The organism is Methylomonas rapida (assembly GCF_024360925.2).
In the GTDB taxonomy this organism is placed as follows: domain Bacteria; phylum Pseudomonadota; class Gammaproteobacteria; order Methylococcales; family Methylomonadaceae; genus Methylomonas; species Methylomonas rapida.
Genome location: NZ_CP113517.1, coordinates 355,111 through 380,303, shown reverse-complemented (window position 1 = coordinate 380,303; position 25,193 = coordinate 355,111). Strand labels below are relative to the sequence as shown.

General features: G+C 52.6%; 23 protein-coding genes. 5 read left to right on the top strand and 18 right to left on the bottom strand.

Going from position 1 to position 25,193, the window contains the following annotated elements:
• Positions 1-15: 15 nt before the first annotated feature.
• The 7 genes from NM686_RS01735 to NM686_RS01705 form a co-directional block, all read right to left on the bottom strand.
• Positions 16-600 carry a HupE/UreJ family protein gene (locus NM686_RS01735; RefSeq protein WP_255190228.1) on the bottom strand — a complete coding sequence of 195 codons (585 nt, stop codon included), beginning with the start codon at positions 598-600 and terminating at the stop codon, positions 16-18.
• 156 nt (positions 601-756) lie between these two features.
• Entirely contained in the window at positions 757-1,743 is a 987-nt protein-coding gene (locus NM686_RS01730) for a HupE/UreJ family protein (protein ID WP_255190227.1), read from the bottom strand.
• Positions 1,744-1,913: 170 nt separating this feature from the next.
• On the bottom strand, positions 1,914-2,285 hold the full coding sequence (locus NM686_RS01725) for a copper resistance CopC family protein (RefSeq protein ID WP_255190226.1): 372 nt from the start codon (positions 2,283-2,285) through the stop codon (positions 1,914-1,916).
• 10 nt (positions 2,286-2,295) lie between these two features.
• On the bottom strand, positions 2,296-3,693 hold the full coding sequence (locus NM686_RS01720; protein ID WP_255190225.1) for an ATP-binding protein: 1,398 nt from the start codon (positions 3,691-3,693) through the stop codon (positions 2,296-2,298).
• A 3-nt stretch (positions 3,694-3,696) separates the two neighbouring features.
• Positions 3,697-4,356: a response regulator gene (locus NM686_RS01715; protein ID WP_255190224.1), complete on the bottom strand. Its 660-nt coding sequence runs from the start codon at positions 4,354-4,356 to the stop codon at positions 3,697-3,699.
• 2 nt (positions 4,357-4,358) lie between these two features.
• Positions 4,359-4,802 (bottom strand): NfeD family protein, encoded by a 444-nt coding sequence (locus NM686_RS01710; RefSeq protein WP_255190223.1) that lies wholly within the window; start codon positions 4,800-4,802, stop codon positions 4,359-4,361.
• A 3-nt stretch (positions 4,803-4,805) separates the two neighbouring features.
• Positions 4,806-5,726 (bottom strand): SPFH domain-containing protein, encoded by a 921-nt coding sequence (locus NM686_RS01705; protein WP_255190222.1) that lies wholly within the window; start codon positions 5,724-5,726, stop codon positions 4,806-4,808.
• Positions 5,727-5,830: 104 nt separating this feature from the next.
• On the opposite strand from NM686_RS01705, the gene NM686_RS01700 reads away from it, so the two are divergent.
• Positions 5,831-6,094 (top strand): hypothetical protein, encoded by a 264-nt coding sequence (locus tag NM686_RS01700; RefSeq protein WP_255190221.1) that lies wholly within the window; start codon positions 5,831-5,833, stop codon positions 6,092-6,094.
• A 272-nt stretch (positions 6,095-6,366) separates the two neighbouring features.
• On the opposite strand, the gene NM686_RS01695 is transcribed toward NM686_RS01700, so the two are convergent.
• The 4 genes from NM686_RS01695 to NM686_RS01680 form a co-directional block, all read right to left on the bottom strand.
• Entirely contained in the window at positions 6,367-8,316 is a 1,950-nt protein-coding gene (locus NM686_RS01695; RefSeq protein ID WP_255190220.1) for a transglutaminase TgpA family protein, read from the bottom strand.
• 181 nt (positions 8,317-8,497) lie between these two features.
• The gene (locus tag NM686_RS01690; protein ID WP_255190219.1) at positions 8,498-10,690 is read right to left on the bottom strand and encodes a hypothetical protein; all 2,193 of its coding nucleotides are present in this window, start codon (positions 10,688-10,690) and stop codon (positions 8,498-8,500) included.
• A gap of 447 nt (positions 10,691-11,137) precedes the next feature.
• Positions 11,138-12,094, bottom strand: a complete 957-nt coding sequence (locus tag NM686_RS01685) for a DUF58 domain-containing protein (protein ID WP_255190218.1) — start codon at positions 12,092-12,094, stop codon at positions 11,138-11,140.
• The gene (locus NM686_RS01680) at positions 12,091-12,996 is read right to left on the bottom strand and encodes an AAA family ATPase (RefSeq protein ID WP_255190217.1); all 906 of its coding nucleotides are present in this window, start codon (positions 12,994-12,996) and stop codon (positions 12,091-12,093) included. The genes NM686_RS01685 and NM686_RS01680 overlap by 4 nt, the downstream gene beginning before the upstream one ends.
• A gap of 109 nt (positions 12,997-13,105) precedes the next feature.
• Between NM686_RS01680 and NM686_RS01675 the strand changes: the two genes are divergently transcribed.
• Genes NM686_RS01675 through NM686_RS01665 form a run of 3 tightly spaced genes read left to right on the top strand, consistent with a single transcriptional unit; the run spans position 13,106 to position 15,459 of the window.
• Positions 13,106-13,687 carry a MarR family winged helix-turn-helix transcriptional regulator gene (locus tag NM686_RS01675; protein ID WP_269022235.1) on the top strand — a complete coding sequence of 194 codons (582 nt, stop codon included), beginning with the start codon at positions 13,106-13,108 and terminating at the stop codon, positions 13,685-13,687.
• Positions 13,688-13,692: 5 nt separating this feature from the next.
• A complete protein-coding gene (gene ubiK / locus NM686_RS01670) occupies positions 13,693-13,944 on the top strand; it encodes a ubiquinone biosynthesis accessory factor UbiK (protein WP_255190215.1) in 252 nt (83 codons plus the stop codon).
• A 6-nt stretch (positions 13,945-13,950) separates the two neighbouring features.
• Complete coding sequence (locus NM686_RS01665; protein ID WP_255190214.1) at positions 13,951-15,459, top strand: YifB family Mg chelatase-like AAA ATPase; 1,509 nt, start codon at positions 13,951-13,953, stop codon at positions 15,457-15,459.
• A 54-nt stretch (positions 15,460-15,513) separates the two neighbouring features.
• Here NM686_RS01665 and pilQ read toward each other — a convergent pair whose 3' ends face one another.
• The 5 genes from pilQ to NM686_RS01640 all read right to left on the bottom strand — a co-directional run bounded on the left by pilQ (position 15,514) and on the right by NM686_RS01640 (position 20,786).
• Entirely contained in the window at positions 15,514-17,793 is a 2,280-nt protein-coding gene (pilQ, locus tag NM686_RS01660; RefSeq protein ID WP_255190213.1) for a type IV pilus secretin PilQ, read from the bottom strand.
• Positions 17,794-17,870: 77 nt separating this feature from the next.
• The gene (locus tag NM686_RS01655; RefSeq protein WP_269022895.1) at positions 17,871-18,374 is read right to left on the bottom strand and encodes a pilus assembly protein PilP; all 504 of its coding nucleotides are present in this window, start codon (positions 18,372-18,374) and stop codon (positions 17,871-17,873) included.
• Between the two features lie 158 nt (positions 18,375-18,532).
• Positions 18,533-19,156 (bottom strand): type IV pilus inner membrane component PilO, encoded by a 624-nt coding sequence (locus NM686_RS01650; protein WP_255190211.1) that lies wholly within the window; start codon positions 19,154-19,156, stop codon positions 18,533-18,535.
• Positions 19,153-19,725: a PilN domain-containing protein gene (locus NM686_RS01645; protein WP_255190210.1), complete on the bottom strand. Its 573-nt coding sequence runs from the start codon at positions 19,723-19,725 to the stop codon at positions 19,153-19,155. Before NM686_RS01645 ends, NM686_RS01650 begins: the two co-directional genes overlap by 4 nt.
• Positions 19,725-20,786: a pilus assembly protein PilM gene (locus NM686_RS01640; RefSeq protein ID WP_255190209.1), complete on the bottom strand. Its 1,062-nt coding sequence runs from the start codon at positions 20,784-20,786 to the stop codon at positions 19,725-19,727. The genes NM686_RS01645 and NM686_RS01640 overlap by 1 nt, the downstream gene beginning before the upstream one ends.
• A gap of 210 nt (positions 20,787-20,996) precedes the next feature.
• Between NM686_RS01640 and NM686_RS01635 the strand changes: the two genes are divergently transcribed.
• The gene (locus NM686_RS01635) at positions 20,997-23,372 is read left to right on the top strand and encodes a penicillin-binding protein 1A (RefSeq protein ID WP_269022232.1); all 2,376 of its coding nucleotides are present in this window, start codon (positions 20,997-20,999) and stop codon (positions 23,370-23,372) included.
• Between the two features lie 68 nt (positions 23,373-23,440).
• Here the strand turns inward: NM686_RS01635 and rpmE are convergent, their stop codons facing one another.
• Together rpmE and NM686_RS01625 are read right to left on the bottom strand one after the other, a co-directional pair.
• Complete coding sequence (gene rpmE, locus NM686_RS01630) at positions 23,441-23,641, bottom strand: 50S ribosomal protein L31 (RefSeq protein WP_255190207.1); 201 nt, start codon at positions 23,639-23,641, stop codon at positions 23,441-23,443.
• Positions 23,642-23,746: 105 nt separating this feature from the next.
• Entirely contained in the window at positions 23,747-25,108 is a 1,362-nt protein-coding gene (locus NM686_RS01625; protein ID WP_255190206.1) for an AmpG family muropeptide MFS transporter, read from the bottom strand.
• Positions 25,109-25,193 lie beyond the last annotated feature (85 nt).

The following is a 25,193-nucleotide window of genomic DNA, read 5'->3' as shown; positions in this document are numbered from 1 at the left end:
CAAGCCTGCCGGAGGTCAAAATTGCAAGGCCACCCAAACGCCAGCCAGCGCCGACATGCCGCCGGCCCAGCGGTACAGTTTCTCCTGCCCCCAACGGCGAAACAAGCCCCCCAAACCGATACCGGCAAACAACAAACCCAGGGTTGCCACGACAAAACCGGCGCTATAAGCATGGGCTTCGGTATCCAACAACATGTCGGCACCATGCGCGTAACCGTGAAAAACCGCAAACCCGCTAATCAACAAGCCGCCCAATGTCCCGTTGACGTTAAACGCCGAAACGACCATCAAACCCAGCATCATCAACAAAAAAGCTGCGACGTGTTCTGCATAGGGCAAGGAACCGGACGCCACGCTACCACCCAACACCATCAAAACCGCGAAAGCCACCGGCATATAGCGAACCGCTCGCCTGCTCTGCCGGGCCAGCCACAAACCCACGGCCAACATGGCTAATGCATGATCCGCGCCGAACAGCGGATGAACCAGTCCCGACATGAAACCTATTGAATCACCGACCAGCGGATGCGCGGCGACCGTCAATGGTATAAGCGATGACACGGCAGCGACCACGGATAAAACTAATTTTTTACCTTTCATTGTTCATCTCCCAATTGAGGCTATTAATGCGAGTTCAAGTCCTGCCTTTCGGCGCCACCACAGCCCGGAAGGTCCATGTTTCGATTGTAGCACCTTTATGAAACATATTTATTACCTCATACGCGGCCCCCGCGCGCAGCCAAGCCCATTGATCGGTCAAAAAACGGTGCGCGCCAAAAACCAGTAGGAACCCACCAAACAAATCATTGCCGAGCAGCCTTTCAGAAACTTCTCGGAGAACCCAGGCTTGCCATGCAAGCGCCAGATCATTGGCAACACGATAGCCGCAACGGCGATTTGTCCGGTTTCAATCCCCAGATTAAACGCCAGCAGTGGTAACAATATTCCGCTATCGCCGCTGGATATATCCATTTCCCCCAACGCACCGGCAAAACCAAAACCGTGAATCAACCCGAACCCAAACGTCAACCAATACCGACCTCCGGCGCGGTCGCCGCGGATCAAGTTTTCGACGGCCACATAAACGATGGTCGCGGCGATGAAGGGCTCGACGAAACTGGCCGGCAGCGAAACCCAACCGAGCGCGGCCAAAGCCAAGGTACATGAATGCGCCAGGGTAAAAGCGGTGATGATCTTGAGCGCCGGCCAGAAACCGTGAGTGACCGCCAGCAACGCGAACAAAAACAGCAAATGATCGTAACCGGTGACGATGTGCTCGATGCCCAGCCGAAAAAAGTCGCCAGAGACCTCTTGCCAAGAAGACAGCTTGCGCTCATGCCCGCCATGCGAAGCCGCCAGTTCGAGTCGAACCAGGTCACTGGCCCGAGTCAACACCTGCTCCAGGACCGTGTCGCCATTGGCGTCTTGGATTTTGACGAATTGTCTATGCCCCTCCGGCAATGACGACAGAAACGTGGCTTGCATCAGCAGCAGCCGACGCGGAACGGCTTCATAGCGGAACTCGACATGAACGTTATTGCGCTCGTCGTAAGTCACGCTTCCGGCCGTCGCCGGAACCCGATTCTGGCCATCCACATTGATGAGCAATTGTTTGGACAACCAGTCGGCGATGGCGGGTTTGGCCGATTCCCGCTCGACTTCGCTGACTTCGGCATCGAGATCGCTATCCATCGGCACGAGGGCCTCAACGTCCTGCAAGGCAAAGGTCGCTTGAACCAGCATTAACCCGCTTGCGAAGGTAACGTCGAGCGAACCAAGACCCGGCTGATGCGCGAACACCGCATTCGACCGCAACAGCAGGCATAACAATAACCAGTAAAAGAACTTTGCCCGAATATGCTTCACCCTGAACCTTCCCCTATGCAGCATTGACTTTCCACTACTCTCATCGATCAAGGCGCTTTCAGGATGAACTCGAATTTCCCGGTAAAAATTTGAGCATCCTGGGAAACCACTCGATAACGCACCATGTAATTACCCGGTTCAAGCTTGGGCACCGTGACGTGGACATGAGAACCATCGGCTGGATTTTGCTCGACATCGCGATTATCGACCCGCCTTCCGCTGCCATCGATCACCGCCACGGCCTTGTATTCGCTTCTCACCGGCTCGTTGAACCATAGATCGATTTGCTTGGGCGATTCGGTCAGTTCTTCGCCTTTGCCGGGTTGCGAGTTAACCAGAATCGCATGCGCGGCAACCGGAATCGAATGCACCATCGCCCCCAGGAAAAGCAGCACTGAAATGGTTATTGCTTTACACATACGCTTCGTCTCATGCCGGTTGTGGCGCGTGAAAACGTAACTGGGCTTTCAATCCACCGAGCTCGGACTTTGAAAAAACAATATCCGCCTCATGCAGGTTCATGATGCGCTGCACAATCGATAACCCCAAACCACTGCCCTCGGCGGTTTGAGCGGTTTCGACACAGCGGTAAAACCGTTGGCCGATGCGTGCATAATCCTCATCGGCGACACCGGGCCCACTGTCCTCGACAGCGACACAGACGTCTTGCCGCTCGCGCCAGAAGCCAACGCTGACCTTGCCCCCTCGCGGGGTATATTTGACGGCGTTATCCAGCAAATTCCGCAACAATATCGTCAATAATTGCGGGTTGGCTTCAATCGCGATACCGTCTTTTCCGTTTAGTTCGAGGTCGATCCGCTTTTCATGCGCGGAAAATTCGATATCGGCAATTGCGTCAATCAAGACTTGATTGATATCCATTCGCTGCTTGCTCAGCTGAAAATTTTGGTATTGAACTCTGGACAAGGTCAATAGCTGCTGCACCATATGCGTCATGCGCAAAACGGCTTGTTGGCATTTTTGCAGGGCCTGCCTGCGCATCGCCTCATCGCTGGTTTTTTGCGCTACTTGCAACTGCGTCATCAAACCGGCCAGCGGTGTTTTGAGCTCATGCGAAGCATCCGAGGTAAAATTGCGTTCGTTGGTAAAAGCCTGTTCCAGCAAGGCAAACAAGGCGTTGATCTGTTCGACCATCGGCACCACTTCTTCCGGCAAACGTTCCAACGGCAACGGCTGCAAATGGCCCACCTCGCGCGCGGCCAATTGCTCCTTCAGCTGATTCACCGGACGCAAGGTGCGGCTGACGATGAACCAGATCACCAATCCCAACACCGGAAAAACCAGCAACATGTGCAAGATTTGTTGATTGGCCAGATCCGTCACCAATTCGCGGCGCATGTCGTCGCGCTGGCCGGCATGAATCACATATTCGCCATTTTCGGTGCTGATGCTGAACACATGCCAGAGCTCTTTATTCAGCAAAGTCTCGCTATAACCGTTGCGGGTCAAGGACAACGCAAACTCCGGCGCGCTTTCCGAGCGCAATACCACGCCTTCTTTGACCGAGCGCAGTTGGAAAGCTATCTTGCGTTCGTATTTTTGCCCGAGTATCGGCATCTGAAACAAATCGGGGGATTTGTCCTGATTCCATAGCTTGGTCAAGCGGCGCTGCTGCAACAGGTTTTCGACGAAGGCATGCACCACTCTGGCCGATTGCGCCAAATCGGCATTGAATAATTGCGTGATTTCCTCACGCGTTTTCTGATAACTGACATAGACCGTCATCCCCCATACCAGCAGCAGGGATGACAGCAACGAAAACAAAAGCTGCCTTTTCAGCGAGCGCGGTCGAAACCTGTGCTTCAAGGCTCAGGCTTGATCTATGATGTAACCCACTCCACGGATGGTGCGGATCAAACCAGGATCGAGTTTTTTACGCAAATGATGAATATGCACCTCGACCGCATTGCTCTCGACTTCGGAACCCCAGGCATACAAAGCCTCTTCCAAACGAGCACGCGATGTGACGTGCCCGATGTGGGTCATCAGATAATTCAAAATCTCGTATTCCTTTTGCGACAAATCCACCGCCGCACCTTGATAGAACACCTGATGCGCGGCAGGATCTAAGGTCACCCCCTTATGCTCCAGCAACGGCGAACCCTGTCCTTCGTGCCGGCGCGCCAAGGCCCTGAGACGCGCGCAGACCTCGGTCAGATCGAAGGGCTTGCAGACAAAATCGTCCGCCCCGCCATCCAGGCCGGCCACGCGCTCGGACACGCCGTCGCGCGCCGTCAATACCAATACCGGCGTATTGTCCTTGCGCTTGCGCAGATTTTTCAACACACTCATGCCGTCCAGGCGCGGCAGATTCAAATCCAGTACGACCAAATCATAATGATTCAACTTCAAGGCTTCATCGGCCTGAGCCCCATCGGTCAGCCAATCCACGGCATAACCCTCCAGCGTCAAGCCAGCCTTCAAGCCATCCCCCAGAATGGCATCGTCTTCTACCAGTAACAGCCGCATAATCAGTCACACAATTCCACGTCAAAAATCGTTCCCTTCACCCCGACCACTTTGACCTTGCTGCCCAGGGGGCAGTCCTGGCCCTGGACTTTCCACAGGGTGTCATCGACCTTGATCCGGCCTTGACCATTTTCTATCGGCGTCACCAGATTGAAGGTGCGACCGATGTATTGGGCGCCGCGCTGGTTCAACAACGGATGGTCGCTTTCTTGCGACTTGGCGCTGACGAAACGGCGCCAAACCAGGATCGACGTCACGGCCAGTATCGAAAACAACAGCAATTGCACTTCAAGCGAGGCAGACGGAATCATCAGCAATATCGAGCCGACTACAAACGCCGATACCGACAGCCACAAAAAGAAAAAACCGGGCGCCAGCAACTCGATGGCCAAAAAGCCGACCGCCAGCACCCACCAGTACCAAAATTCGATTGCAAATTCACTCATGCATCATGCCTTTTTATGCAAGGCTTCCTTGGCCAATTCACCGATGCCGCCCAAGGCCCCGATTACGCTGGAAGCCTCCAACGGCATCAGGATCAGTTTGCTGTTATCGGCCGTGGCAATTTCCTTGATGGATTCGATGTATTTTTGCGCGACAAAGTAATTGATGGCCTGTACATCACCCTTCGCTATCGCTTCGGAAACCATCTGCGTGGCTTTAGCTTCGGCTTCGGCCATCCGTTCGCGGGCTTCCGCCTCGCGGAAAGCGGCCTCTTTGCGGCCTTCCGCTTCCAGGATCGCACTTTGTTTGGAGCCTTCGGCTTTCAGAATTTCCGCCTGCCGCAAGCCTTCGGCTTCCAGAATTTGCGCGCGTTTTTCCCGCTCGGCTTTCATCTGCCGCGCCATCGAATCGACCAAATCTTTGGGTGGGGAAATGTCCTTGATCTCGATGCGGGTCACTTTGATGCCCCAGGGCGAGGTGGCTTCGTCGACCACGCTCAGCAACCTGGCATTGATTTCATCCCGCCTTGACAAGAGTTCGTCCAGGTCCATAGAGCCCATCACGGTACGAATATTGGTCATCACCAGATTGATGGTCGCCATGTCCAGGTAATTGACTTCATAAGCCGCCTTGGCCGCATCCATCACCTGATAAAACACCACGCCATCGACCTTGACCATCGCATTGTCCTTCGTAATCACCTCTTGCGACGGCACGTCCAGCACCTGTTCCATCATGTTCAATTTCCGGCCGATGCGGTCGATGATCGGCACGATGATATTCAGACCCGGGGTCAGGGTGTTGGTGTATTTCCCGAAACGCTCGACGGTATATTCCATGCCTTGCGGCACCGACTTGACACTCATGAACACCATCAGTATCGCAAACACAAACAGCACCGTTACAAACAAGCCAAAGCCGCCCATAGCGCCTCCTCAATGATCGATTTAAAAATATTGTTTATTGCAAACTGCCTGCCGACTAATAATAATGCATCCCTCTCAAACTTGCAGGATACAGGACCGGATTCATGAATACCTTGATCTATTATTCTTTCAACATCTTCATTCTTGCGTTGATCGTGTTGGGCGTCGGCATGTACAAACCCAAATGGATCTTGCTATGGATGGAAAAACCCGGCCGCATGCCTATCGCGTTTATCGTCGCTATTTTGCTCATGATAGCCGCCGTGATGTTCGGCGAGGGCAACAAACAACTGCAACAAGAAAAAGCCCAACTCAGCAAACAGCAATCCAGCCAGCAAAAAACCGAGGAAGTTCCCGATCTGCATTAACGATTTCAGCAAAACCCAATTCCCAAATATCTGGCAAAGTCGAATTGATGAGCTCAGGGCGATTAAGATTGCCCCAGCCATTGAATGGAGGGGTGCTAAAAAGTCAAAATTGTTCCTTCTCCCGCCTGGAGAAGGTTAGGATGAGGACATATAAATCAGTTGTTTACATTATCATCACCCACCCCCCTCACCCCCATCCTCTCACAGGAGAGGGGCTTTGCGACAGCCTCGAATGCCAAAAGTCGCTTGCAAACGCATTTCAAGCGATTCTATTAAACATGCAGGCCGGCGATCAGTTTTTTGAGCGTTTGTAGATCGTCGGCCTGGGCATCGTCTTGGTAGCGTAAACGAATGAAAACAGCAGTGATTTGTTCGATTTGGATCGCCAGATGCGGGAACCGCTGTTTGGCCCGCTCGGCGAAATCGCGCGCACCTTCGCCCAAGCGAATTTGCACCCCGGCCTTGGCCAGCTTGGCGCAAAACTTGTCGTAATACGCAACGGCCGGCGCTTTACGTCCCTTCTTTTGCCTTAACAGCCACCAAGACAACGGCAGCGTGATCATTAACAAGCTGCCGACCAGCCATTGCGCCAACCTGGCAACACTGTCTATGCCGAGCCGTTGGAGGAATTGATTTTGGCTGGCGCCATGGTAATTGATCACCCAGCGCTGCCAGTTGTAATCGATACTCTGCCAAAACTGCCGGCCACGCTTCAACCAACTGATCGCCGCCGAATCCAGCAGCACAGGGCTAAAACTGACGGCACCGCTGGCGATCTGCACGTCCACATTGACGCCATGCTCGATCCGCTCTGGCGCGATGACAGCCGTAGGGTCGAAGCGAACCCAGCCCTGGTTCCTAAGCCATACTTCGGCCCAAGCATGGGCGTCGGCTTGCCTGACTTCCAGAAAACCACCGACTTTATTGATTTCACCGCCCTGATACCCGCCCACAACCCGCGCAGGAATTCCGGCTATCCGCAGCAGATAGACAAAGGCGGTGGCGTAATGACTACAAAATCCGCTACGAGTCTCGAACAAAAACGTATCGATAGGGTTTTCCGGCATCAGCGGCGGCGTCAGCGTGTAATAAAATTTTTCCCGGCGAAAATGATTCAGCAAGTTTTGAATGAATTGCTCTGGATCGCCCCCCCTGCCTCGTAGCGTTCCGACCAATTCCAGCTGCCTGGTTGAAGCTTCCGCTGGCAATTGCAGGTTTTCCCGATATTCGTCGGGACTGAGTTCGCCGGTGTCGTAAATGGGGCGGGAAGTGATTTTGTATTCGGCCCGCTCGCCCGGCCTTTTATTGGTCAACAATTGATATAAACCGTTGCGGCGCAAACTGGGATCAAAGCTTTCCGCCATCTCCAGCGCAAACACCCAATTTTCCTTTTGCGGCTCCATCAGCAATGTGTATCGATACGTCTCGCCGGAAAAACCGGGTGGTTTAGCCGCTTGCGAGGCTTTGCCGGCGATGGACCAGCGCACGCCATCGGTTCTCGAATAAACGGGCCCCCGCCAGTAACGTAATTTTGGCGGCGGCACATCGCCGTCGAAACGCACCCTGAACACCAACTCGTCCGATAAGCTCAAATCGCTGATGGAGCCAGGCTCCAGGGTATCGGTCAAGCCCGACAAGGCCTTGGTATCGTCTTTCAGCCACATCCAGCGCGGTGCTTCCACACGCGGAAATAACACGAAAATCACCACCGCAATCGGCAAGGCTTGCAGAATCACGGTGGCCGCGGTTTTAAGCGCCGCCCAGGTTTGTACTTGCCGCGCGGTCTGGGTCATCAAGGTTGCCAACAACACCATGCAGACCAGCAGAATATAAACCGCCATCAAGATGCTTTGTTCATATAAAAACTGGGTCGCGGCCACGATAAAAGCCAGATAGACCACCAAATACACGTCGCGCCTGCCGTGAATTTCCAGCAACTTCAAACCCAGGGCCGTAACGAACAACGCGGTACCGGCGTCGCGCCCCAAAAAACTCCGGTACTGACTCAGCATCAGCATCAAGCCGGTCAACGTCAGCAAAAACAGCAACAAACGATTGGGCAACCAACGACTACGCCAAATACCAATGACGCGCCAAACCAGTACTGCGGCAAAAAAACCAAAGAGAAGCGGTGGAAGATGCCACGCATGCGGCAAGGTGATCAAGCCAATCGAACTCAGCAGAAAAAACAGACTGCGTTGATTAAGCGTACTGTCATGCATTAATCTGCAATCTCCTGATTCAACCTGATAAAAATTTCTTGGCATCCAAGACTACCGGCTTTTGTCTTGACTGACAACGCCAACGTATGCGGCTGCCAGGCAAAAAAAAGCCCGCTGACCATGTGGTCAGCGGGCATTCAGGCACCTATATGAAGCCTTCGCGATCCGCTACGCGATTCGTTTACAAACCGATTTCCGCGCAGGTATAAAGGTTCTCGGCGGGCGGCACCACCACCGTGGAAGGCACCGGCGCATTCGGATCACAGCTCGCGATCAAGGCACGGGCTTCCTGCTTCTCGGCCAAAGCGCGATTTATCAAGCTGTTGCGCAATACTTTGGCTGGAGCCAATTGAGCCAATTGCTGATAATTCGCGGCTTTTTCCAGTTTTTGCACCGCTTTCCAGTTGTTACCCAACACACCTTCCTTCAGGACCTGAATGGCATCCTTGCTTTCCTCCCCGGCGAGTCTGGCCAATTCGCGCGCCGTTGCATTGTTGCCTACCCGCTGCGCTTGCTTGTCCAATTGATCGGAGAGACGAATGTTTTCCAAGGCATTGATCGCACGCAGGAAGGAAGCGACCGCCACCACTTGCGTGGAATCCAGCTTCACCTTACGATCCAGCCCCTTGGACAAAGAGCCTGGCGACGTATTAAACGCGTCGCTGTTATAGGCTGCAATGGCTTCTTCCAGGGTACTGACCGCATTGTTGTGGAAAAACGGCGCGGTATCGGCCGCCTCGATCAAAGGCGGCGTATTGAAACGGCCGTCGCCATAACAAACCTCGCCATCCGGTCCGCAAACAGCGGGCTCGGTGCCGAAGCCGCCGTCATAAGCCATGTCCGGTTTTAACAAGCGCGCAGGATGGATTTTCATTTGCTCTATGCCGGTATTACGCGTGGGGTTGGCATTCGTGGAAGAACTGCGACCGCCGGCGTTTTGATGACAGCCGTTGCAGTTGGCCGTGGTTCCTTGCACCACTGGCGCGCCGTCCGGACAGTAGGGCGCGTTTTTTTTCTGCGCCGAACCGTCGGCACAGACACTGACCTTGGTATCGAACAAGTCCTTGCCGGCCTCGATCAGAGGGTCGTTGAAACTGAGCTGATAGACCGGATAATCTTTACTCCGTCCCAAAGACAAGGTATACGCTTCGACCGCATCCAACTCGTCCTCGGTAGGCAAGCGGAAATCCACGCCGGCCATCCGGCTCATCCTTTTCGGCATATGCTGCGCCACGGCACCCAACGTGAACTCGCGCAACGAGCCGGAACCCGGCGCGCCGTCGCCACTCCAACCCGTTGCATTCGCAAAGGCTTCATCGGCTTCAAATTCTCCACCACCTGCCAAAGTTTCGCTTTTGATCGTGGTTGCCATCGATAGCGTGTGAGGCACGCTGCGGAATATATCGACATCCGGGCCATCGATATTGGTCAAAATCAAGCCATGTTTACGCATCAAGACAGGATTTTCCAGCTCGGCCAGTTCGGGGTTGTTTTCCGCCACGAATAACGGGTCGGATTGCGGCAGAGTCATGATGTAATTGGGGTCCAACGTAAAGTTGTTATCGGCCCGGTGACAAGTGCCACAGGTACGACCATTACCGCCGAAGGTTTCGTTATGGAATATTTGCCGCCCCTTTGCCACCAAGGCGCCCAGCACGGGCGTCAAGTCCGAGACGGTATCGGCTTGCGCGGCTTTGGGCAGCAAGAATTCGAAAGGAGCCGCAAGTTCCGAAGCAAGCCGATTGAAATCGCCCATGCCCGTGGTCAGCCAAGGCTTGTCGGCATAATAAAGTTTATGCATCAAGTCAGGCGCACCAGCTATCGCGACACCATCGAGTGGGGTTTTTCCCGATTCCGTGACGACGACCGCATCCATCGTAACGTCCAACAATTTACCACGCTCGAGTTGAGACTCTATTAGCCCCTTGCCATCGGCGACGGCAAAATCGGCTATCTTGACCATGTTGTCTTCGGCATCCGGCATCACGGAACCGTTCCGGTTGTCCACCAGCCAAAGCGCATACTGTCCATCATTCAGGTCGCTGACATGAAAAGCCAACGCACCGTTTTTTAAATTGAACTTCAATTGTCCCCTGGCTTTAGTGAAGCTTTGCGACAACACCTTGGAGTAGCCCAGGGAAATTTTCAACACCTCGGGACTTCCACCTTTGGCTTCATAATTTTCACGCCAAACATCCAGCGCCGCTTTCAGCGTGTCGACATCACCATGCCCCACGCTGTTGATTGTCTCACCCGAACCAACCATCAACTGTTCATATTGCGCATTAAGCGCGAGCGCCAAAGCGGAAACCGCTGCAAAAGTCGCAGTCAGTTTAAAAATCTTTTTACTCGCAACGCCGAAGTTTTTTTTCATTCAGTGCTCCTGGATCAATTGCTGGGTTACGGAACAAACAACCAGCTAATGTTCAAAGTTCTAATCATATGATGGAGTTCATTCCTGCCACCGTAACGGTCTCGGCGTACCTGGGCCACCCGTGCAAACGGAAGAGTGCTGTTCTGCCCCGCGCAACAGCAAAAGCAATAGCCGGGCCAAATCGCCGCAAGCCTTGGCAACCATGGAACAAAGTCGGCCAAAGACATGGGATGAATGAAAGGGGGGAAACACAAAAATACGGGATATGGCTCACTTTGAGCCATATCCCATAATTAAATTAGTAAAATAATACCGATCGAATCAGTTGGACTTCCTGCCAAACAAAACTATTGATAACCCATAACACATTAATAAAAAAGGATTTTCGGCTCACAAAAAAGCAAAGAAGCTTAACGTAAAAACTGACTGCCTTGTCATCCCGTTGCGTCACGCCTGGAACAGCGCCAAACTTTGCAGGCAGCGATGATAATGCGCGGCCCCCGTATCGAGCTGAACGCTGAGTCCTGGCAAAATCAAACCATAGCGCATACCCGCCTGCTCGGCTTCAATTACCCATCGGCACAAATGACTCAAACGCTCCTCGACACCCGTTCCCGGCGCCATGGCGTAATCCAGCCACAATTCGACGCTGGTAGTGCCGGCGTATTCCTTGCTATGCAAGCCACGCCCTTTCGCAAAACTTTTCCAATGAATTTGCCGCACGGGATCTCCCGTCCGATAGGTTTTGAGCCCATGGAATTCGTCGCCATCGCGCCGGCTTTGCCCTTGTTCCCCCGGCCCTGCATCGGTTTCCGGAAACGGCAGGAGCTCCCGTGCCGGTCTCGGGTAAATCAATACGTTACTGGCGAATCGCAAGGGAGACCAGGCCCGAAACCAGCCCAAAGGATAGCGACTGGATACCGTGAGGGTTGGGCATGCCAACCAGCCACGCCGTTCCGCCGTGACATACAGGGTTATCATGCGGGTTTGTCCAGGCTCGAAATCAATGGTTTTGCGTTGCTGCAACCGAATATCCACCGCCATTCGAGCTTGATTGGCAGGATTTTGTACATAAAAATTGAACCCGGCCCCGGTGCCTGCGAACGCGGCTGGATTGTTGCCCGCCCATACCACCAAGCCGGCTAGCGCTTTGAAACTGTGCAAAATGCCGACAAAAAAAGCGCTGGCCAGCAGAAAACCCAGCATATAGGCCAAATTGTTGTTATAGACGAACGCGATCAGCAGTAGCAACACGATCAATGCCGCAAACAATAGCCCTTGTCTGGTCGGTAAGATAAAAATCCGGCGCTGATTGAGTATGACCGGCTCGGCGACGGGTTCCTCACCCTGGAAAAAACGGCTCAGCTTGAAGCGCTGCTTGAGTGGTAATGAAGTTTCGTTCAATGGACAGGTACTTGCTTCAGGATAGGCTCGACGATCGCCACGGAATCATTGCTGCTAGCGCGTAACCTATGTCCCGCCACGGCTGGCAAGACGGCTTGCAGATCCTCCGGTAAAACCGCTTGCCGCCGGTCCATAAAGGCCCAGGCCTTGGCCGCGGCCAACAAGGACAAACCAGCCCGAGGCGATAGGCCGCACGGGTAATGCCCGGACTGACGGGTAAAATCGAGCATGCCTTGCAAATAATCCAGTAAAGCGGGCGCGGCATGCACCTGAGTCACCGCTTGCTGTAATTGCATCAATTGTTGCGGCGGCAATTTCACGGACAACGTTTTGATCAAAACATGCCGCGGCTGCCCCATCAACAATTCACGCTCGGCTTGGCGTGATGGATACCCCAGTTCAATCCGCATCAAGAACCGATCCAATTGCGACTCGGGTAACGGAAAAGTGCCTATCTGATAGGAAGGATTTTGGGTGGCGATGACGAAAAACGGTTGCGGCAGGCGATGGGTTTCACCTTCGACCGTCACCTGCCCTTCTTCCATGGCTTCCAACAACGCACTCTGCGCTTTTGGCGTTGCCCGATTGATTTCATCGGCCAGAATCATTTGCTTGAACAAAGGTCCCGGCCGAAAGGTGAAAGTGTTTTGGCCGGCATCAAACACCGAAGAGCCTATGATATCGGCCGGCAAAATATCACTGGTAAACTGGATGCGTTGATAGGCCAGACCGAATAAATGCGCCAAAGTATGCGCCAGCGTGGTTTTACCCACACCGGGAATATCCTCGATCAACAAGTGCCCTTTGGCCAACAAACAGCAAACCGCCAGGCGAATTTGCGTCTGCTTGCCCAGTATCACGCCGTCGGCAGCGGCTAACAACTCATTAAGCGCGGTATTCATCAAAAATAAGCCCATCGCATCGGATTATTATTCATTGTGGCCCGGGTCGATGATAAAGTGCAAATGGGCCATACGCGGCAAGCGCTGGGCATATGATAAAATACCGACAATGCACGACTTGGAAATTTTTAAACTGATCGAACGCATCAGTTCCTTATTGCGCTCGGAGGAGCGCAAAAAATATGCAGCCATAGGCTTACAGCCGGTCCATGGACAGGTATTGGAATACCTCGCAAAATGCAACAAATACAGCAATACCCACGCATCCGTGGCGGAATACCTTGGCCTGACCAAAGGCACGGTATCGCAATCCATTCAGGTACTTGAGAAAAAGCGCTTGCTGGCAAAGACCACCGATCAACACGATGCCCGCGTCATTCACCTAAGCTTGACCGAAGCAGGCCTCGCCTTGATCAACGAGCTAAAACCCCTGGAGATATTCAGGCAAGCCGAAGCCGAGATCAGCGACCAAGAATTCGGCAATATCGACCATGCCTTGAGAACCACGCTAGGCATGTTGCAAAAAGCCAATCAAAGCAAAAGTTTTGGTCCGTGCCGCTCCTGCCTGTATTTTGGCGTCGAAGCGCATCATTACCAATGCCAGTTAACAGATGAAGCATTGGATCGCGAGGATACTGATAAAATATGCCGCGACCACATGCCTGTCGATTATTTTACCAACCAAGAGTAAACATCATGTTCGATCCGAAATCCATAGACCATATCGCCGATCGCATCGCCAATGCCATTCCACCAGGCCTGAGCAACTTTAAGGACGATATGGACAAAAACGTTCACGCCTTGCTGCAGAGCGCATTATCCAAACTGGACCTGGTCAGCCGGGAAGAGTTTGAAGTGCAAAAAGCCGTTTTGGCCAAAACCCGCTCCCGCCTGGAAGAACTGGAAAAACGCGTCGCTGATTTGGAAAAACGCATTTTGCAAGACTAAATCGCCATGTCCCTGGCTGTCGTTTATAGCCGCGGGCGCGCCGGCATCACCGCCCCGCTGGTGACGGTCGAAGTGCATGTCAGCAACGGTCTGCCCGCGTTGAACATCGTCGGCCTGCCCGAGACGGCGGTCAAGGAAAGTAAAGACCGAGTGCGCGGCGCCATAATCAACTCGCACTTTGAATTCCCCTTCCAACGCATCACGATCAACCTGGCGCCCGCCGACCTGCCTAAGGAAGGGGGCCGCTTCGATCTCGCCATTGCCCTGGGTATCCTCGCCGCATCCGGTCAAATCCCCAAAGGGCAACTCGATCAATATGAGTGTATAGGCGAATTATCCCTGGGCGGTCAACTGCGGCCGATTTCCGGCGCACTCCCCGTCGCCATCCATTGTCGAGACGCGCACAGGCAACTGATCCTGCCAGCTAACTGCACACAGGAAGCCTCTTTGATCAGCGACGCCAGCTTGCTACCTGCTAGAAATTTGCTGGAAGTCTGCGCGCATTTGACCGGCCAAACTCCGATCCAATCACCGCCACCCACGCGGCACATAGAACAGACTGAATTCGACATCGACTTTGCCGATGTACACGGCCAGTTTCATGTCAAAAGGGCGATGGAGATCGCCGCGGCCGGCGCGCACAACCTGCTGATGCTCGGCCCGCCAGGCACAGGCAAATCGATGTTGGCGGCACGCTTGCCCACCATCCTGCCGCAACTGAACGAGTCGCAAGCGCTGGAAACCGCGGCGATTGCGTCGATCAGTGATCATGGACTCGACGTACGCAGATGGCGGCAACCACCGTTTCGCGCCCCCCATCACACGGCCTCGGCGGCCGCATTGGTCGGGGGCGGCAGCAATCCCAAGCCTGGCGAGATCTCGCTATCGCACAACGGCGCGTTGTTTTTGGACGAGTTGCCGGAATTCGACAGGAAAGTCCTCGAGGTTCTGAGGGAGCCGCTGGAGACCGGGCACATCACGATTTCCAGGGCCAACCGGCAAGCCGATTTCCCCGCGCGCTTTCAATTGATTGCCGCGATGAATCCTTGTCCCTGCGGTTATTTGGGTGACGCGTCCGGCCGCTGTCATTGTTCTTCGGAACAAGTAGCGCGTTATCGCGCCCGGGTTTCGGGGCCTTTGCTGGACCGGATAGACATGCATTTGGATGTGCCCCGCGTGCCGCTAGACGTATTGCGCAAAGGCTCCATACTGGGCGAGGAAAGCAGCGCAAGCATCCGCGGCCGGGTAATCGCGGCCAGGGAAATTGCCCAGCAACGCCAAGACAAAACCAATGCGCAATTAAGCGCGAAAGAAGTCAAACAGTATTGTGAACTCAATGAGGCGGGACATCAATTACTGGAGCAGGCCCTGGAAAAATTCGGCCTGTCGCATCGAGCCTATCATCGCATTTTGAAACTGGCGCGCACCATTGCAGACTTGGCCGGCTCTCGTGCGATTGAAATGGTTCATTTAAGCGAAGCGATTGGTTATCGGAAACTCGATAGAACCCGATAACCCATCGAAACCTAGCCGGGCCGAGCCGATGCAGCTTGGCCCGCCGGAAAAGTCTCAGCTGCTGACCGCACTATCCTTGATCACCTTTGGGGTGATGAATATCAGCAATTCCCGCTTAGCTTCGTCTTTAACAGTCTTTTTGAACAGCCAGCCCACCAACGGCAAATCGGATACCCAGGGGACGGTGTCGACATTAGTAATACTATCGGACTCATACACCCCGCCAAGAACCACGGTTTCTCCGTCTTCGACCTGCACCATCGTTTCGACTTCGCGCTTATCGATGGCAGTGGTGTTTTGACCACCCGTCGTTACGGCTTGGCCTTGTGAATCACGCTTGATGTTCAGCGACATGATCACGCTGCCTGTCGGCGTAATTTGCGGAATCACATTCAACTCCAACACGGCCTCCTTGAACTCGGTCTGCGTACCGTTCTGGCTGACCGTGGTGTAAGGAATTTCGATACCCTGCTTGATGGTAGCGGGCACCCTGTCTTGAGTCATCACTCTCGGATTCGAGACCAGCTCTCCTTTACCATCCTCTTGTAAAGCCGTAATTTCCAGGTTCAACAAATAATCCGCGCCACGCGCCAAGGTCAATGCCAACGAACCACCACTAGAAGTCGCCAACGCGGTACCCAGATCTTTCAAAATTCGCGAGCCTTCCGTTTGACCATCCTCAAGACCTTGGCCATACGTTGAATCCTGGGAATCGGTCAGGCCTTTTCCCCGGAACAAAACGTTATCTCCACGTTTGATCACACCGAACTTGGTACCGATATCTTGCGCAAAAGCGGTTGTCGCAATCACGATACGAGATTCGATCAACACCTGCCGGACAGGAATATCCAGTTTGGCAATCATTTTATGAATTTCTTCCAATTGCTTGGCGGTATCCTTGACGATCAAGGTATTGGTCCTGGCATCGACGATCACCGCGCCACGCGGCGAAATCAGCCGCAAATTGGCAATATCCGTACCCGACGCACCCAGCGCGCCGATCTGCTGAGTCAGACCCGCAGCACCCATGCCGCCAGTTCCGGTACCACCGCCGCAACCACCGGCCATGCCGCCTCCGCCACCGGACATGCCTGCACCACCGCCAGCCATACCGCCACCCGATGATCCCTGCGCCAGCGGCCCTCCACCCTGATTGAAGTTGCCGCGACCGATCAAGATATTACAAATGTCACTGGCACGGGCATAATTAATTTGAATATTTTCGGTTTTCAACGGCTCCAGTTGCTCATAAATTTTTCTGGCCTCCAGTTCCTTTTCCTCCAGAACTTTGATTTCTTCCGTGGGGCCAATCAGAATCACGTTGCCGTTTTCACGTTTGGACAGGCCCCGCAACTTCATGACCACATCCAGCACCTGATCCCAAGGCACGTCGTTGACGTGCAAGGCGATCGAGCCCGTTACCGAATCGGTGGTAATAATATTGATCTCTTTGCCTTCTTGAGTCTTAATGTGATCGGCAAGAATCATCAGCACCGATTTGACATCGATTTCCTGAAAATTCAGCGATAACTTGCTGCCGATATAAGGTTGTTTTTCTCTGAGTTGCGCCTCTTTTTCGGCGGGCGTCAACGGTCGAAATTCGACAGTCAGTACATTGTCGGCTTGATACGACGAATACTCAAAGTTTGGATTGTTTGGCGTGATGGTAATCGTCGCGCTTTCGCCCCGGGGCACCACATCGATTTTTTGCACGGGCGTGGCGAAATCGGCCACATCAAAACTTTTGATCAACGATTCCGGTACCGAGGTATTCAAAAAGTTCAAGACGACCTTGCCCGCGGTTTGCTTGGCATCGACCACGGTATTGGGCGTAGACAAACCCAATAACAAACGTCCCTCCCCATTGGGACCACGGCGAAAATCGATGCTTTTAATGCCCTGCTCTGGCAAAAAACGACTCAGCGCCGATTCTTTGGTCGCACTGGTTTGCACGATTTTGTTGACCGCCTCCAAGGCGCCTGCGGATTTCAGCACGACATAATACTTATTGCCATCGATCTTGGTTTCGTAAGGGACTTTCTCTATCAGATTGATAACCACCCGCGTCCGCCCTGAGGCCTCGACCACATAAACCGTATTGGCCGCGCCTTGATTGATCGGGAAGCTTTTTTTGGCCAAATTGCTTTTCACCCCATCGAAATCCAGCGCGATTCGAGCCGGATTGTCGGTCTGAAACACCTTCGGTTCGGCAACCGGACCGCTCATATCCAACCGTATCTGCAGCTGGTTTCCAGCCAAAGACGAAAATTCAAGATTGTTGATAGTAGCCTCATCGGCCGAAACAGAAAAAACCTGTACAGCCAGCAGCAACATGAATAGCCATCGGTGAGCAAATCGGCCTTGTATATTCCTCATCATAATCTTTTGCTTAGTAGTCATTTTTATAACCTTTATTTCTCAACCAATGCTAATGTTGCTTGTTGTTCGCGCCAAGTGCCTGGCTTGTCTGGCACGATTTCCATTAGTTCTATCTTGTCCTCAAGGATGCGGATGATCTTGCCGTAATTCTGCCCCATATAATTTCCAACCCTTACGCTATGTATGGTGCCATCCTTGGTTCTAACCAGGCCCCATAATCCTTGTAAATCCTTCAGAGTTCCCACCATTCTGAGAGTATCCAGGGAATAAGCCTCCAACTCCTCTTTCCTCCGTTCGGTATCTGGCTTAATGCCACTGACACCCGCCAAATCGGGCCCCGCGTCTTCCGTACTCTTTTCAGTAGGCCGAAAAGGATCTCGCAATCCTTCAGGCTGGAAAATGAAGCTTTCAACGATCTTGGTCTCCGGCAGGGGTTCGATGGCCCCCTTCGGCCTTGCTTTAACTTCTTGAATATATTTAGTCAAATCGCTGACGTCATCGCTGCTGCACGCCGTGATACCCGGCAGCATGAACATCAAAACCACGACCAATGAGCGTCCAATATACAGAGTTGGGATTTGTCCACAACCAGCCTTCTTGTTTATCACCCCCTTCACCCCAAGCCTCTCCCGGAGAGTGATGGAGCAAAATGTGTCAGCCATCAAGGACCAAACCCTTAGGCAATGCCGCGACATCATTTACCCCCCCTTTTCTTAGCCTTATCCTTATCGCCGCCCTGCTCACTCTCATTATAGGTTTTGATGATGGCGGACATATTCATGGCGCCGGTTTTCTCGGCCTTGGCAATAGGCGTAATATTGACATCATGCACAGTGACGATCCTGGGCAATGAGGCCAAGCCGCTGACAAACAATCCCAGCTCTTCGTATTTACCCACTACCTGAATGTTGATCGGCAACTCGGAATAAAACTCCTTGGGCACCGGCGCTCCTGGCTGGAATAACTTAAATTCCAAACCGCTGGCCAAGCCTGTTTGAGAAATGTCGACCAAAAGATTGGCAACTTCGGCTTTGGTCGGCATTTGCTTTAGCATTTCGCCCAACGAGGATTCGATCTGCGCCAATTGATCGCGATAATCTTGCAGATTGACCGCTTTCTTTTGTTTTGCTTCAAAAGCAGTTTTCAGCGTGACTTCTTCCTGCTCTAAAGCGGCAAGTTCATCCAACTGTGGCTTGCTTACGTAGTATATGTCCGCAATCACGACCAATAACGACACAATGGCACCCGCCGCTATCTTGATCGGCGTCGGCCAGGTACCCGCGGCATTCAGGTCCCAATTGATTTCCGATAGATTCATTTGCCAGCTCCCGCCTGATCTGGATTGACTTTTTTCCCTTGTTTGGCCGTCAATGAAAAATCATTCATTTCCCCAGAGCTCTTACCCTGGCCCTTGATGACCGTCAATACCGGCGAATTGAGCCATTCCGAGCCGTCTATCGCGCGCATCAACGCGGAAACCCTGGCATTTGACTCAGACTTGCCATCCATGGTCAACGAGGCTCCCACTTGAGTAAATTTTGTCAAATAAACACCTTCCGGCGCCACTTTGGCCAGTTCGTCAAACAAATGCACGATTTCCGGCCGACTTTCCTGCAGTTTTTGAATGACATCGATCTTGGTCAGCAATCGCTGTTTCTTTTCTTCTATTTCCTTGATTTCCGCGATTTTCTTATCCAATACGGCAATTTCGTCTTTCAGCATCTGATTTCTGCGCGTTTGATACTCCTTCATGCCTTCGATATACAAATACACCAGCGCAAGAATCAGTATCGTCGCCAAAATACCGGCGCCAATGCCCGCGACGAAGTCCTGTTGTTTTTTCTTGCGCAGTTCTTCGCGCCACGGCAGCAAGTTGATTCTAGCCATTAATCGAAACTCCTTAATGCCAAGCCGCATGCGATCATCATCGCGGGCGTATCGTTACTCAAACTTTGTGGCTTGACTCGACTCGACAACGCCATGTTGATGAAAGGATTGGCAATATAAGACGGAATACCCAAATCACGCTCGACCAGCTTGTCCAACCCCGGTATCGAGGAACAGCCACCGGCCAAAATCAACGCATCCACACCCCGGTTTGCGCTGGAGGAAACAAAAAACTGCAAGGATCGGGCGATTTGTTGCAACATCGCTTTTTTAAACGGTTCCAAGACATCGGGAATATAGTTGTCCGGCAATCCGCCATGCTTTTTGGCCAAACCGGCTTCTTCATACGAAAGACCGTAACGACGCTGGATCTCTTCGGTGAGCTGTTTGCCGCCGAAACCCTGCTCGCGGGTATAGATGGTTTTGCCGTCGTGCAAAATGTTCAACGTCGTCATCGTGGCCCCAATATCGGCGATTGCGACGGTTTTGTTTTCCATTTTTTCAGGCAATTGATCCATCAGCAGCGTAAAGGCATTTTCCATGGCAAAGGCCTCGACATCCACGATGGCTGTTTTCAAGCCCGCATAGGCCAATGCAGCCACGCGATCCTCGATATTCTCTCGCCGCGAGGCGGCCAACAAGACGTCCAACATCTCCGGATTGTTTCGTGAAACGCCTTGCACCTCGAAGTCGAGATTTACTTCATCCAGAGAATAGGGAATATATTGATCGGCCTCGATCATGATCTGTTCTTCCATGTCCGTCTCGCTCAACGTAGCAGGCATGGAAATGATTTTTGTCATGACCGACGACCCGGCCACGGCCACGCAAGCCCGCTTGGCGCGTGTCCCCGATTGTTTTACGGCAGCCTTGATGGCGTTACCTATGACTTCTACGTTGGTGATGTTTTTATCGATGATCGCATCCTGCGGAAGCGGCGCGACGGCATAGCTTTCTACCTTGTAGCGCGCGCCAGTTCGGCTTAACTCCAATAATTTGACCGCTGCCGTGCTGATATCGATACCGAGCAAGGCAGACTGATTCCTGTTAAACCAGCTCATGAATGAAACCCATTTTGACTCGTAAAAACGTGAATGGCTCTGCAATGCTGCAAACCTGGCCCGCAGAATCCAACTAGGGGGGAAGTATAGTTAGGTTTTGCAATTTTCACACCCTGAGCATTTGCTAAATCCAAACTTTAAGTTGTTCCTGTGATCAAAAGCAGGTATTTTGGCTGGCGATATACACAACAACCCTATATTGAACAGTCCGTGCCGATCAGGAAAGAGCCAAAGCCCAAACGCTTTTTCAAAAGCCTATTTAAATGGCTTGTCTTTATCTTTTTCACCTTTTTGCTCAGCGTTTCCGCAGCATGTTATTTTTTCCTGCTCGAACTGAGCAAGGAGCTGCCCGACATTGGCCAGCTCGAACACGTTCAATATCAAACACCGCTAAAGATTTACAGCCAGGACAAATTGCTGATTGGGCAATTTGGCGAAAAACGGCGCATACCCATCGCGATAGACCAAGTTCCTCGGCAACAAATAAATGCTTTTCTAGCGGCCGAAGATGACCGTTTCTACACACATCCGGGCGTCGATTACAAAGGCCTGCTGCGTGCCGCCAACCAGCTTTTGACCACGGGGAAAAAAACCCAGGGCGGCAGCACCATCACGATGCAAGTGGCGCGTAATTTTTTATTGAGCAAGGAAAAGACATTTCTACGCAAACTCAAGGAAATTTTACTATCACTACAAATTGAACAGCGTTATTCCAAAGATCAAATCCTTGAACTCTACCTGAACAAAATCTATATGGGGCAACGAGCTTATGGCGTGGCCGCCGCGGCTCAAACTTATTACGGCAAAAGCCTGAACGAACTCAAACTGTACCAGCAGGCGATGATCGCCGGATTACCCAAGGCACCTTCCGTCTACAACCCCATCGCAAACAAGGAAAGAGCCTTGGAGCGCCGCAATTATGTGCTGCGGCGCATGCTGGAGCTCGGCCACATCAACACGAGTGAATACGATCAAGCCATCAACAGCCCCGACGATGCCGCCATTCAGCCGACGAACATCCAGTTCAACGCCCCCTTCATCGCCGAAATGGCAAGACAGGAACTGGTGGAAAAATATGGCGACGATGCCTACACCCTCGGACTGAACGTCTACACCACCGTCCCCAGTCGCCTTCAAGCTGCTGCCGATCATGCACTGCAAAGCGCCTTGCATGAATACGACGAACGCCATGGTTATCGAGGCTTACCGCATAAAAAATTCAAAACCGGCCAATCATTGGCGACACTGAAAGCCATCGGCGACTGTCGCCAGGCTGTCGTCAGCGCTGTCTCCGCCACGCAGATAAGCGCTACATTATCGGATGATTCTAGCGTATCAATTTCCTGGCAAAACGTTCCCTGGAAACAATCAGGCTTCAGCAAAATACGCATCGGCGCCGCGAATGCTTCGTTCATTCAGCCCAACGACATCGTCTGGATCAGGCAACTGGCCGATCAATCCTGGACCTTGACACAAATCCCGGCCGCGGAAGGCGCCCTGGCCGCCCTTAACGCTCAAACAGGCGCCATTTTGGCAATTTCCGGCGGTTTTGACTTCTATCACAGCGGCTATAACCGGGCGACGCAATCCAAGCGCCAGCCAGGCTCAGGATTCAAACCCTTCATTTACACAGCCGCTCTGGAAAAAGGCTTCACCCCTGCCAGCATCATCAATGACGCACCAATCGTAATCCAAGACCCCTCCCTGGAAAACGATTGGCGCCCGGAAAACTATAATCGCAAATATTTAGGCCCTACCGCTCTCCGCGTCGCGTTGCGCCAATCGATCAATCTGGTCTCGATTCGCTTATTGCAAGACATCGGCATGCCTTACGCGCTGGAAACAGCCATGCGTTTTGGCTTTAGCCGCGAACAATTACCCTCCACACTGTCGTTGGCATTGGGCAGTGGTTACGCGCCACCGCTCAGGATGGCTGCCGCCTATGCGGTTTTTGCGAATGGCGGCTTTCTGATAAAACCCTACTTGATCGAGCGCATAGAGGATCATGCCGGCAATGAAGTGTTTCAAGCCAAGCCCGCCGAAGCTGTCTGTCGAGACTGCCAAGAAACCGTGGTGACCGTGAACAAGACCGCGCCGCGCGTGATTTCCGAGCAAACTCATTTTTTAATGAACAGCCTGCTGCGCGATGTCGTGCAAAACGGGACCGCCACCCTGGCCAAACAAAAACTGGGCCGCAACGATCTGGCCGGAAAAACGGGCACCACGAACGAACAACGGGATGCCTGGTTTAACGGCTTTGCGGCAGACATTGTCGCTTCGGCTTGGATAGGCTTCGATAACCTGCACCCGCTCGGAAAAGGCGAAACGGGCGGTAAAGCCGCATTGCCGATGTGGATAGAGTTCATGAAAACGGCATTGGAAAATACGCCGGAAACCGCGTTGACTCCCCCCGCAGGCATCGTGCAAGCTTACATCAACCCACGCGACGGTCTACTACTGAATCAAAACAGCAGTGGCGGCATTTGGGAATATTTCATCGAAGGAACCCAACCAACTGCTTATTCCGCGCCCAAGGAACCGGAATTTGAGTTTGACGAGGAATGGCTGCAAGAAACGTTGTTTTGAGAAAATTGCGATCACTCGCAATTAGCCGCCTTCTGAATCGGCGGCTACGAAAGGCGCATCCGGATGATTTATTTGCCGAATTTTTTACGGAATTTGTCGACGCGTCCCGAGGTGTCGACCACACGTTGCTTACCGGTATAAAAAGGATGGCAAGACGAGCAAACCTCTATGTGCAAGTCTTTTGCCAAGACCGAACCGGTTTCAAAGGCATTACCGCAACCACAAGTGACAGTAATCTGTTTATATTCAGGATGAATTTCTGGTTTCATAGTGCTCACATACCCATTCGGGCCACATCATAATAATAGAGAACTGCTTATGATACGACTTCGACAATTGAACCGCAATTAAAAACTGCACAAACTTTGTTCCAGCTACTCCGCGATTTTGTGTTCCGCTCTGACTTTCCGACTCCCAGCCTGAATTTTCATCACTCCCATGGCTAGAATGATGGCCGGCAAACCAAGCGCGGCCGCGTATATAAAAAACACTTGATAGCCATAGCCAGAGACGATTTGACCGGAAAAGCCACCAATCAGCTTAGCAGGCAGCGTCATCAGCGAACTGAACAAGGCGTATTGCGTCGCGGTATAGGCGCTATTGGTCAAGCTGGATAAATACGCAATAAACACCGCCGAAGCGATACCGCCGCACAGATTATCCGCACTGACTACCCCCGCTAGCAAATATCGATTGGGCTCCACCGCAGCCAAAACCGCAAACAACAAATTAGTCAGCGCCACAATGATCGCGCCCAACAATAATGGCCGCATAATACCAAAGCGCACGACGAATACCCCACCCAGCGAAGTGCCCAGTATGGTCATAAAAAACCCGAAAACCTTGGTAACATCGGCGATTTCTTTTTTGCTGAACCCCAATTCCAAATAAAAAGGATTAGCCATGACCCCCATGGCGATATCGCTCATTTTATAAAGCGCAATCAAGGCCAAAATCACGAGACCATTTCGGCCGTTGCGCTGAAAAAACTCGACAAAAGGACTGATTACCGCCTCCACAAACCATTTCAAGAATCGCGCCGGCAACACAACACCCGCCTTGACCTTGAATGATCGCTCCAATTTTTTTTCGATGTCTTGCGTCGCTTCATCCAACCGATGCTCAGGTTCCCCAAGCAAGAGCGTAGACACGATGCCGACCAGCATCGACACGGCCATGGCCTGATAGGCTAATTGCCAACTTGCATATTCGGCAATATAAAACACTCCGGCCCCCGCCACTAGCAAGGACAACCGGTAACCAAACACATACATCGCAGCCATTGCGCCCTGAAACTTCACCGCTACGACTTCTATGCGATACGCATCGATCACGATATCCTGGGTTGCAGAACAAAAGGCCACCCATAATGACAATAAGGCTATTTGCTGCAATCCTGTAACAACGGGGACTTGACTCATCCCCCAGAGCCCCGCCGCGATCCCGACCTGGGAAAGCAACATCCAGCCGCGCCGCTTGCCAAAGCAGCGGGTCAACAAGGGCAAGGGCAATCGATCGATAATCGGCGCCCACAGAAACTTGATGGAATAAGCAACCCCCACCAAACTGAAATAGCCAATCACGGACAGATCCACATTCTCATCCGCCAGCCAAGCGGACAAGGTTGAAGAAACCAATATAAAAGGAAGGCCGGCTGAAAAGCCCAGAAAAATCATACCCAGCACGACCGGCTGGGTATAAACGGAAAAAGCGTGACGCCAACCTTGCCTAGTCATTGCCAGCGCTTCTCCTCAATTTTAAGATTCGATCAACTAAGGATTTGATTGAAAACAATTCCCCGCATTCCGGGCTCACCGCTCC

Coding starts and splice junctions, on each gene's coding strand:
- ubiK (WP_255190215.1), top strand. CDS start 13,693: ATGTTCGATCCGAAATCCATAGACCATATCGCCGATCGCATCGCCAAT.
- NM686_RS01690 (WP_255190219.1), bottom strand. CDS start 10,690: ATGAAAAAAAACTTCGGCGTTGCGAGTAAAAAGATTTTTAAACTGACT.
- NM686_RS01675 (WP_269022235.1), top strand. CDS start 13,106: ATGCACGACTTGGAAATTTTTAAACTGATCGAACGCATCAGTTCCTTA.
- NM686_RS01735 (WP_255190228.1), bottom strand. CDS start 600: ATGAAAGGTAAAAAATTAGTTTTATCCGTGGTCGCTGCCGTGTCATCG.
- NM686_RS01625 (WP_255190206.1), bottom strand. CDS start 25,108: ATGACTAGGCAAGGTTGGCGTCACGCTTTTTCCGTTTATACCCAGCCG.
- NM686_RS01710 (WP_255190223.1), bottom strand. CDS start 4,802: ATGAGTGAATTTGCAATCGAATTTTGGTACTGGTGGGTGCTGGCGGTC.
- NM686_RS01665 (WP_255190214.1), top strand. CDS start 13,951: ATGTCCCTGGCTGTCGTTTATAGCCGCGGGCGCGCCGGCATCACCGCC.
- NM686_RS01730 (WP_255190227.1), bottom strand. CDS start 1,743: ATGCTGGTTCAAGCGACCTTTGCCTTGCAGGACGTTGAGGCCCTCGTG.
- pilQ (WP_255190213.1), bottom strand. CDS start 17,793: ATGTTGCTGCTGGCTGTACAGGTTTTTTCTGTTTCGGCCGATGAGGCT.
- NM686_RS01700 (WP_255190221.1), top strand. CDS start 5,831: ATGAATACCTTGATCTATTATTCTTTCAACATCTTCATTCTTGCGTTG.
- NM686_RS01695 (WP_255190220.1), bottom strand. CDS start 8,316: ATGCATGACAGTACGCTTAATCAACGCAGTCTGTTTTTTCTGCTGAGT.
- NM686_RS01645 (WP_255190210.1), bottom strand. CDS start 19,725: ATGGCTAGAATCAACTTGCTGCCGTGGCGCGAAGAACTGCGCAAGAAA.
- NM686_RS01715 (WP_255190224.1), bottom strand. CDS start 4,356: ATGCGGCTGTTACTGGTAGAAGACGATGCCATTCTGGGGGATGGCTTG.
- NM686_RS01655 (WP_269022895.1), bottom strand. CDS start 18,374: ATGTTCATGCTGCCGGGTATCACGGCGTGCAGCAGCGATGACGTCAGC.
- NM686_RS01640 (WP_255190209.1), bottom strand. CDS start 20,786: ATGAGCTGGTTTAACAGGAATCAGTCTGCCTTGCTCGGTATCGATATC.
- rpmE (WP_255190207.1), bottom strand. CDS start 23,641: ATGAAACCAGAAATTCATCCTGAATATAAACAGATTACTGTCACTTGT.
- NM686_RS01680 (WP_255190217.1), bottom strand. CDS start 12,996: ATGAATACCGCGCTTAATGAGTTGTTAGCCGCTGCCGACGGCGTGATA.
- NM686_RS01725 (WP_255190226.1), bottom strand. CDS start 2,285: ATGTGTAAAGCAATAACCATTTCAGTGCTGCTTTTCCTGGGGGCGATG.
- NM686_RS01650 (WP_255190211.1), bottom strand. CDS start 19,156: ATGAATCTATCGGAAATCAATTGGGACCTGAATGCCGCGGGTACCTGG.
- NM686_RS01705 (WP_255190222.1), bottom strand. CDS start 5,726: ATGGGCGGCTTTGGCTTGTTTGTAACGGTGCTGTTTGTGTTTGCGATA.